7 protein-coding genes and 1 pseudogene are annotated in these 7,835 nt (G+C 65.7%); 4 read left to right on the top strand and 4 right to left on the bottom strand.

The genetic code is table 11. The annotated features are described in order from the left end of the window. Window positions 1–1,287 precede the first annotated feature (1,287 nt). Complete coding sequence (locus ABZX75_RS33595) at window positions 1,288–1,464, top strand: transposase family protein (RefSeq protein ID WP_355417823.1); 177 nt, start codon at window positions 1,288–1,290, stop codon at window positions 1,462–1,464. A 444-nt stretch (window positions 1,465–1,908) separates the two neighbouring features. Here ABZX75_RS33595 and ABZX75_RS33590 read toward each other — a convergent pair whose 3' ends face one another. Continuing rightward, window positions 1,909–2,121, bottom strand: coding sequence for a hypothetical protein (locus ABZX75_RS33590; protein WP_355417820.1), 213 nt, complete (start codon window positions 2,119–2,121; stop codon window positions 1,909–1,911). Window positions 2,122–2,130: 9 nt separating this feature from the next. Here ABZX75_RS33590 and ABZX75_RS33585 point away from each other — a divergent pair, with 9 nt between their 5' ends. Beyond that, window positions 2,131–2,652 carry an ISAs1 family transposase gene (locus tag ABZX75_RS33585; RefSeq protein ID WP_355417826.1) on the top strand — a complete coding sequence of 174 codons (522 nt, stop codon included), beginning with the start codon at window positions 2,131–2,133 and terminating at the stop codon, window positions 2,650–2,652. On the opposite strand, the gene ABZX75_RS33580 is transcribed toward ABZX75_RS33585, so the two are convergent. Continuing rightward, entirely contained in the window at window positions 2,645–2,884 is a 240-nt protein-coding gene (locus tag ABZX75_RS33580; protein ID WP_355417817.1) for a hypothetical protein, read from the bottom strand. The two genes, ABZX75_RS33585 and ABZX75_RS33580, sit on opposite strands and share 8 nt — an antisense overlap. A 5-nt stretch (window positions 2,885–2,889) precedes the next feature. After that, window positions 2,890–3,278 (bottom strand): annotated as a pseudogene (locus ABZX75_RS33575) (transposase); the annotation flags it as partial. A 1,087-nt stretch (window positions 3,279–4,365) separates the two neighbouring features. Between ABZX75_RS33575 and ABZX75_RS33570 the strand changes: the two are divergent. Both ABZX75_RS33570 and ABZX75_RS33565 read left to right on the top strand, forming a co-directional pair. Next, window positions 4,366–5,415 (top strand): hypothetical protein, encoded by a 1,050-nt coding sequence (locus ABZX75_RS33570; protein WP_355417814.1) that lies wholly within the window; start codon window positions 4,366–4,368, stop codon window positions 5,413–5,415. An 835-nt stretch (window positions 5,416–6,250) separates the two neighbouring features. Next, a complete protein-coding gene (locus ABZX75_RS33565; protein ID WP_355417811.1) occupies window positions 6,251–7,033 on the top strand; it encodes an enoyl-CoA hydratase/isomerase family protein in 783 nt (260 codons plus the stop codon). A 30-nt stretch (window positions 7,034–7,063) separates the two neighbouring features. Here the strand turns inward: ABZX75_RS33565 and ABZX75_RS33560 are convergent, their stop codons facing one another. Further along, window positions 7,064–7,618 carry an IS3 family transposase gene (locus ABZX75_RS33560; protein WP_355417808.1) on the bottom strand — a complete coding sequence of 185 codons (555 nt, stop codon included), beginning with the start codon at window positions 7,616–7,618 and terminating at the stop codon, window positions 7,064–7,066. Window positions 7,619–7,835: the final 217 nt, after the last annotated feature.

Here is a 7,835-nt window from a genome sequence, read left to right as displayed (position 1 = left end):
CCCAGCGCTGACCGGGATGTCCCCGGACCAGCTGCACGACCTGGTCCAGACTCTGGCACCGGACGGGGACACCCGGCGCGGCCGCCCGCCCCACCCCCGCGCCCACGGCCTGGACGTCGAGTTCACCGACATCGAGCAACTGGACTTCGACCTGTAGGCGGCTGTCCCGCCCCTCTGACGGTAGACACGCTACGGTCTTCTCGACCTGTTGAAGCCCTGCGTAAGGAACTTGCGCCTTGAGCCCTGCAGCGATCGAACCGGAAACGTCACGTCGCCGTGCAGATACAGTCCTCGCGCTCCTCATTTGGGGAACAGGTCTGACGGTGATTGCAACGCTCGATCCCGCATTAGGCCACTTCGGCCAATCTATCTATGGCGTTGCCCTAAGTGCAGTCATGGTCTCGTGGTTATTCAGGGAAGAAGTAGGTGTGCGAGCCCAGACCCTTGCTGCACTCCTAAGTGCATGCGTTTTGGAAATCCTGGGCACTAGTCTAGAGTGGTGGACTTACCGCCTGGGCAATTTCCCTGGATGGGTCCCGGCCGGACATGCTTGTTTATTCCTGACATGTCTCGTCATTACGCGTTCCCTGCCGCCGACGCTTCGCGGACCGGGTGCCGTGAGTGCCACTACTATCGTCTGTGGGCTATGGACAGCATGGGGAGTGCTGATCAGTGACCGGCCCGACCTGTGCAGTCTGTTTCTCTTCTGCCTTCTACTGCTCTTCCTTCGGCACCCGGTCATTGCCCCACGCATTCCAACTGTGTTCGTGATCTGCAGCATCACCGAATTTGCCGGAGTACTCAGCGGCGCGTGGGCTTATCGGGCACCCGATGAAGGTGGCCTGGTAACCATCGGCAATCCTCCCGCTGCCATCGCCGGGGGGTACTGTCTCATCGACTACTGCGCCCTCCGTTTGGCAGGAGGCCTAGAGGGGATCCGGTGGTGCCGACGCATGTCTGGTTGAGAGAAAATACCAGGCAACTGCGTTGAAGGTGGAGATGCTCGACAAAGTCGCCGCCTACTGCCACCGAATCCCTGACTCAGGCAGGGCTGATTCAAAGTCCATATGATCATGTTGGGTTGCTGGTCAGGCCAGGTCGAGGAGGTCCAGTGGCAGGGCTGATTCAAAGTCGTGGTGATCTTGTGGGGTGCCTGGTCACAGGGGTGTGACGATCGGTTCGGGGGCCACGACGGATACAACGAAGCTCCGGTTGAAGACGGATGACCTTGCCAAGTCGCCGTTCTCAGCCGGAGCTTCTATGTGCCGTCAGTCTGCCACCGTCTGCTTGATCAAGTCGCCGTCGCGTCAGCATCATGTGCTGCCGTCGCTCGTGGACCGGCTGGCGGTGCCGCCCAATCCGCGCCGACGGCGTGGAATGCGTCACCCGTTCGTGGCGGTGTTGCTGGTCGCGGCGTGCGCGGTGACAGCCGGTGCCCGCTCGTGGGCGGCGATCGGGCAGTGAGCCTTTTCAGAGTGGCCACTGATCGGGTGACGGCCATGGACGAGGTGAAACGGGCAGAGCCCCCGGGCTGTTGAGCAAGGTGTCTATGCTCAACTCTTCAGCCTGGGGGCTCTGTTGGTTCCCTATCGTGCCGTACTCGACGTCCCGCATGCACTCGTGGAGTGGGTCACCACGTATGTGACCTGCAGGAATTGGAGCCTCCCGTCACCCGACCGGTGGGTGAGTTGAAAATGCTCAGTGGTCCAGGGCGGCGCCGCAGGACACCCTGGCCCGGCTCGGCGCTCGCACTGCCCGGGCACTTCGGGTGCGTGTCGCGCCGTCGCTCTCCACCATCCGCCGGGTCGTGATCGCGGTGTGTCCGGGCGGACTGGCGGACCTGACCGGCCAGGACCCTACCGGGGCCGACACCGTTGCAGTGGACGGAAAGTGTGCCCGCGGCTCGCGTCACGGTGCCGTCCCGGCCATGCACCTGCTGGCCGTCATGACCGGCGACGGACGCACCGTCAGCCAGTTGCCCGTGCCGGACAAGACGAACGAGATCACCTGCTTCGCCGCCCTGCTTGCGCCGTTCGACCTGCGTGACGTCGTGGTGACCGCTGATGCCCTGCCACCCAGACCGCTCACGTCCGCTTCCTCGTCGAGCAGAAGCAGGCGCACTTCCTCTTCCTGGTCAAGGCCAACCAGCCCCTCCTGTTCGCCGCCCTGCGCTCACTGCCCTGGAAGGAGGTGACTTCCCGTCGCTACGACCGCGAGGCCGGACACGGCCGCCGGGAGACGAGAGCCACCCGGGTACTGACCGTCACCGGCCTGGGTCTGGACTTCCCCCACGCCGTCCAGGCCGCCCGGATCCTGCGCTACCGCGTGGACACCGCGAGCGGCAAGTGCACCCGCGAGACCGTCTACGCGATCACTGACCTGACCTCGGCCGAAGCCTCCCCGCAGCGGATCTCCCAGCTGGCCCGGTCACAGTGGACGATCGAGAACCGACTCCACTACGTCCGGGACACCACCTTCGCCGAGGACGCCTCGAAGATCCGCACCGGCCACGGACCGGCGAACCTGGCCACCCTCCGCAACCTCGCGATCAACGCACTCCGGGACGCTGGGCACCGCAACATCGCCGCTGGACTCCGCGAGGCGTCCTGCGAGCCCTTCACTCATCCACTCAAGCTCCTGGGCATCAGCTGACCAGCGCCATAACAAGATCACCGCGACTTTGAATCAGCCCTGGGTCGAGGAGGTCCAGTGGCAGGGCTAATTCATAGTCGGATTGATCATGTCGCGTTGCAGTCAGCGGCAGTCCGATCAGGTCGAGCGGGCGGGCGAAGGGTGCGTAGGAGACCTCTCGGAGTCCCGCTGCGATGCTGTGGTGGCCAGCGTCGCGGAGGGTGTTGATCGCGAGGTTCCGCAGGGTGGTCATGTTCTCCGGTCCTGCTCCTCCGCGGCCTCTTCCAGGGCCTCCATGAGGTGCTTGGTGACGCGCATTCCCGCCGCGTCATGGTGGGCGCGGACCGTGGTGGAATCCACGCTGACCAGCGACAAGTCGGCTCTTCCCACGCGGGCCCCCTCGGCGTCAGGCCTTCCAGCAGGGCGGTGAAAACACCGGCGTCCCGCCAGACGCGGAAGCGTCCGTAGACGGTGGCCCAAGGCCCAAACTCGGCGGGCATCTCCCGCCACTGGGCACTGGACCGGAACCGCCAAATCACACCCTCGAACTGCTCGCGCAACCGCTCCGGGTACGGGCCGTACCTACCGATCGGCAAGTACGGCTCGATGAACTTCCACTGCGTATTGGTGAGTTGCCTGCGTGTCACGACCACAGTCGTACCGGATTCCAGCTCGCGAAGAGGACAGAACCATGAACTGATCACGACATCACACAGGCTCTAGCCGCGGCGGCTGAACGTTTACCTACTGAGTGCTCACATCCCAGTAGTGTTGCTCCGGGTGGTGCGGCGTCCCGAGCGCAGGCCGCACTGGCCGACGAAGCCGATCTGGGCCTTCTCCTCTTTGGCTTTGGCTCGGATGGCCGGATACCCCTCCTCGAGCCAAGTCCTGACCTGTTCCTCCCGATGGTGGGCGGGAGTGGCGTGAGGGGCGCCGCGGGATGAAGCCGTAACGGCGAAGCCGGCGTCCGACCGCCTGCCCGGTCATCAACACCCCTGCCACCAGGCGGATCAGCACTCCCGGGATTCCGGCCTCAACGGGGGTGTGGTCGCACATCGCCCCGCAGCACGGCACCGTGCTCCGCCTCCCCGACCAGCTCGCCCCATCCCGGGCCCCGCTGCGACGGAGCCAGCCCCTCCAGACTCCGTTCCCGGTAGCGGCCGTGCCGAGGCCTGCCGGTTCGGCGCAATCGTTGTGACGGGCCTCAACTACCAGTGGTTTTTGCGCGTTGAAAATGAGCCAATTGTGACAAGGGTGTGTGTACATGGCATGCTTTCGCACTGTTACCCGTGAATGCTACCGCGGGTAATACCGGCTGACCCCTCACTCTCTCCATCGCCGGAGGACCACTTGCGTGCCCTAACCAGGAGACTCCTGGCTCCCGTGACCCTTGCCGGGTTCACCCTCGTTGCGAGCGGATGTTCCGCTCCCCCTGCCCCCACCGCCGTCACCAGTGCTGCCGCAGGTGCCAGTCCCACCGCCCAAGCGGCCGGTTCCGACGGCTCCCAACGGCTCGACGTCGCTGCGGCGCCGACCGGTGCGGCCGGCCCAGCGGCCGTGACGCGACCGGGCTCGGGCGGCTCGGCAGCGAGCAGAACCTCGCTGAGGGTCGCTTCGTTCGAAAGGGACACCGGACGCGCCGTCATATCGCAGCCTCCAAAAAGTTCTCCCGATGCAGGCTCCGCCCCCGGCGCCAAGCCGTCGGACTCCGCCTCCGCTCCTACCCCAGTCAAGGTGGGTGACATCCTCGCCAGCCCCCCGGTGCCCGGTGCCCCCGAGGGACTGCTCGCCGAGGTCACCCAAGTCGGTGCCCAGACCGGACAGGGCACCCAGGTCGACACCAAGCCATCCAACCTCAGCTCGCTCCTCGGCGACGACAAGGCCGAGGGCAAGGTGCCGGTCGACCCGGCAACCGTCGGCGTCGAACCTCTTCTTAAGGGCGTGCAGTTGTCTTGGGCCAAGACCGGCGGCGCCACCTTCGGACCTAACAGCGCCAAGCTGCCCTTCGGTAGCCTCCGCCTCGACGTCGGCACGGCCATCGCCACTGCAGAAGGCGCCCCGGCCTCCGCTGCCGCGTCCGTCGCCGGTTTCGTCCAGCTCGCACCCGAGGTGGAGTTCGCGTACGACGGCACCGCACGCAAGCACCACCTCGGGATGTCCGGTGACTGGAAGGCCCAGTGGCAGCTCAAGGGCCGTGTGGCTGGCGGCGCCAAGCACCGCATTCCGTTCGCCAAGTTGCACGCCGACCCCGTGATCCAAGTCGGCTACGTGCCCGTCGTCGTCAACCTCAATGTGACCTGCTACATCCAGGTGGAGGCCGACGGCCGCATCACCCTGGACGTCGAACAGAACGTCACCGGTGACTTTCACGTCGCAGCCGACTACACGAAGGGCATGGGCTGGACCCAGGCCAGCACCTCGAACGTCAAGAGCTCACCGGTCCAGGCATCCGTCACAGCAGCGGGTACCACCAAGGCAACGCTGGGCGCCGAAGCATCTGTCGGCCTGTACGGCATGGCCGGGCTCCTCGCCGATTTCGCCCCGTACCTGCGCGGCGAGGCCACCGCCACCGCCACCGCTGCCACGGACAGCACCGCGTCGCTCGTCGGGTTCTGGGGCCTTTACAGCGGCTTCGAACTGAACGGCTATCTCCAACTGCAGCTCTCCATCTTCGGAACCCCCCTTATGGAGCACCGCATACCGCTGGGCGGACTCAACCGCGAATGGCCGCTAGCCAGTGGAGGCGCAGGCGCTTCGGCCTCCCCTACCCGGCCCCCGGCCTGAATATCCCGCCAGCCCGGCGCGCCACACGGCTCACCGGGCCGGCCACAGGCAGGGCACTGCTGCCGTGCGTGCGCCGGTACCCGCCCGAATGAGGCGACTTCCGTCGACGAAAGCACAGCCCTGACAGCGCAAGCGTCCGGCCGACGAGATCCAGAAGAGACGCCCGAGAGGGTGGACCGTGAGTCACCTTCGCCTGACGCGTTCGAGAGACAGCCCGCGGCCCTGGACAGCCCCGAATATACGCAACCGTACCCGGAAGGGGACATGGAGGTGCGATGTGTGCCGTCGCCGTGCTCGCTGCTCCCGGACGTCGAGCGCTCGTTCACCGCCGCGCTGTCCGATCCGGTTCGCGCCTGCTCTTAAGTCCGGTCCCGCGCGGCAAACGCCCCGGCCCATGAGTACACCCTTCCGGCGAGCGTCGGGGCGAAGAGTTAGTGAGGACCATCGGGCCAGGGCCTGAACATTCCTCGCCTGACATGGGTCCTCATTGACCGAACACCCGCTCCGGCTCCGTCCCGGCCTGCTGAATACGACGGGCGTGACCTGCCCGCTGCCGCCCGGGCCCACCTCCGTGAACCTACGCAGATTATCAAGGTGATGCAGGTCGTGGTCCGGCGAAGGTGACCGACAACTACCGCCTGTACCGCCCGGCGTCCCGCAACTGCACTCCCTACATGCCGCGCCGCACAAACCCGGCAGATGCGGGCCGCGCTGGCCCTGCGGCGGCACTGGTTGCGCCAAAGCGCCTGCGGAGCCGCACTCGAGTCCCGTCCCTGTCCTCGAGTCCCATTGCATCGAATTTTGATGCGCTCAACCTTTTGGAGGGTCTGGCGTAATGAGTTACTGGTCCGTAGAACTGTGCGGCAGGGTTGCGATGATGACGTTTGCCCGTCCGCCCCGCAACTTCCTCGACTTTACAACCATGGCTGATCTCGGTGACTTGCTGGCGGATCTTGCCAGCAAGTCCGACGAGGTGAAGGTCGTCATGCTCACTGGTGGTGTGGACGACCACTTCGTTGCGGATGGTGATCTGGCTGACCGGCGGCGCGCAGTACAGGATGGGGTTCCGGAAGGGATTCTTTCTTGGCTGCGTCTGACGTGTTTGCTGCGGGACATGCCGCAGCCGGCGGTTGCTGCCATCGACGGGCGGGCGTTCGGTGGTGGCGGTGAGCTGGCGCTGGCCTGTCAGTTGCGCATCGGCTCGGAACGGGCGCGTCTGGGGCGGCTGCCGCCTTTGAATGATATGGGTCTGGATGCTGCGGCGGCGCCGAGGGGAAGGATCTTCACCGCGCAGGAGGCGCTTGGCCTTGGCTGGTTGAATGCTGTACTGCCGATGGAGGGGTTCGTCGATGCCGCCCTCGCATGGTGCCAGGAGCTGGCCGATCTGGTCTCGACTGCTCTGATGGCGGCCAAGAAGGTACTTGTGCGGGGAGTGGAGTGGCCCCTGCAGCAGAGGGTGGAGCTTGAGATCGCGGAGTTTTTGGGCCTCGTGGGAACTGGCCTGGTTCGACGAAACGAACCACCAACTGGAGGGCTGATCGGTCACCGGCTCCCCGCTCCGCATTCCGGTGAACGCGCGCGGAGCGCAGGCACACATGGGGGTTTCCAGCCCCAGTGAAGTTTCCCCGTGATCCTGGACGCTCGATGTTTACGCCGCGAGGGTGTGCTGATGCCGCTGCCTGGTCTCGGCCGGGGTGAGGTAGCCGAAGATCTTGTGCTTGCGCAGACGGCGGCGGTTGTAGAAGGTCTCGATGAAGTCGCAGACCTCCGCGCGGGCGGTCGCCCGGTCGGGCCAGAGGCGGGTGCCGATCTCTTCCTTGAGGAGGGCCCGGAAGCTCTCCGCGGCGGCGTTGTCGAAGCAGGACCCGGTACGTCCACAGCTCTGCCGCAGGTCAAACTTCACTATTTCACTGCGGAGTTTGGCTGAGGTGTACTCGCTTCCGCGGTCGCTGTGTATGACGCATCCCGGGGCGGCGGCCCGGCCGTGGGCTATCTTCAGGGCGTCCACGACGAGGGAGGCACGGTGGTGGTCGGCCATGGCGTAGCCGACGACCTCGCGGGTGGCCGGGTCCAGCCAGCAGGCGAGGTAGAGCCAGCCCTCGGCGGTGGGCAGGTAGGTGATGTCGCCGACCAGCTTGGCGCCGGGGATCTCGGCGTGGAAGTCATGGCCGATCAGGTCCAGGGCCCACCCTCGACCACCCACCCTGAAACGCCGAAGTCAGTACCGTGTTGGCGGGCTGATTCCGGGCCACTCATTGGGATGAGCGAACACAGATCGCTCCGAAGGACACGTCGGTGTGGTCGTCTGCAGGGACCAGTCAACCGTGATGCCGATCTCGGATTTTGGCTCTGACCGGAGTTCCGTGAAATCCCAGGTCAGGAAGTGTGCGACGTCGGCCACGGCTGGCCGTCAGGAGCCG

Origin of the sequence: Streptomyces sp. NPDC003038 (assembly GCF_040611115.1) — a bacterium.
Lineage (GTDB): Bacteria > Actinomycetota > Actinomycetes > Streptomycetales > Streptomycetaceae > Streptomyces.
Note: the sequence above shows the minus strand (reverse complement) of the source record. Positions and strands in the feature narration are given on the sequence as shown.

Bases quoted from the DNA above. Each gene is read 5' to 3' on its own strand.
- ABZX75_RS33580 (WP_355417817.1), bottom strand. From the start codon at position 2,884: ATGACCACCCTGCGGAACCTCGCGATCAACACCCTCCGCGACGCTGGC.
- ABZX75_RS33565 (WP_355417811.1), top strand. From the start codon at position 6,251: ATGAGTTACTGGTCCGTAGAACTGTGCGGCAGGGTTGCGATGATGACG.